The following is a 1,107-nucleotide window of genomic DNA, read 5'->3' on the forward strand; positions in this document are numbered from 1 at the left end:
CACGACATCCTGCGCACGGCCATCGTGTGGGAGGGCCTGCGCGAGCCGGTGCAGGTGGTGTGGCGGCACGCCGAGCTCCCCGTCGAGGAGGTACAGCTCAACCCGCACGACGCCGACCCGGTGGCGGAACTGCTGGCCGTCGGTGGCCTGTCGGTAGACCTGCGCCGGGCGCCGTTGCTCCAGCTGCACGCGGCGGCTGTCGCGGACGGCCGCCGGCTGCTGCTGGTCCGCGTGCATCACATGATCCAGGACCACACGGGCCTGGAACTCCTGCTGGCCGAGGTGGAGGCGTTCCTCGCGGGCCGGGGTGACCAGCTGGCCGAGGCGCTGCCGTTCCGGAACTTTGTCGCGCAGGCGCGTGGCGGGGTGGAGCGGGCTGCGCACGAGCGGTACTTCGCCGAGCTGCTGGGCGACGTCACCGAGCCCACCGCACCGTACGGTCTGGTGGATGTGCGTGGTGCGGGCGCAGATGTGTCGCGTGCCGTGACCAAGATGGACGATGGCCTGACAGTGCGTCTGCGCGAGGTCGCGCGGCGCGCGGGGGCGAGTCCGGCCACGGTGATGCATGTGGCGTGGGCGCGGGTGCTGGGTGCGCTGAGCGGACGGGATGACGTCGTCTTCGGCACGGTGCTCTTCGGACGGATGAATGCCGGTGCGGGGTCCGACCGGGTGGCGGGTCCCTTCATCAACACTCTGCCGACGCGGGCACGCCTGGACGGTGGTACTGGCGTCCTCGCCGCGGTGCAGGCGATGCGCGGCCAGCTGGCCGCGCTCCTCGAGCACGAGCACGCGCCGCTCGCCCTGGCGCAGCAGGCCAGTGGCGTGCCGGGGGACACCCCTCTGTTCACGTCGCTGTTCAACTACCGGCACAACACGAGTCCTTCTCCCGAGCACTCGGCGGCCGAGGACAAGGACGTCCAAGGGTTCCGGACTCTTCTTGCGCGGGAGCGGACCAACTACCCGCTGTCGGTCGCCGTCAACGATGGTGGCCAGGCAATGGGGCTGGCTGTCGACGCGGTTGCTCCGGTTGATCCGGAGGCGGTGGCGGTGTTGGTGGTCACGGCTGTGGAGAGCCTGGTGACGGCGTTGGAGGGGGCTTTGGACGGT

Annotated in this window: 1 protein-coding gene; it reads left to right on the plus strand. The window is 70.8% G+C overall.

Annotated features, from left to right (window positions below; translation table 11 throughout):
* Window positions 1–1,107 (plus strand): condensation domain-containing protein (locus IH50_RS0136770; RefSeq protein ID WP_030872964.1); only part of this gene is annotated, 1,107 nt, incomplete at both ends.

The sequence above is a fragment of the Streptomyces sp. NRRL S-37 genome, assembly GCF_000721605.1.
GTDB lineage: Bacteria > Actinomycetota > Actinomycetes > Streptomycetales > Streptomycetaceae > Streptomyces.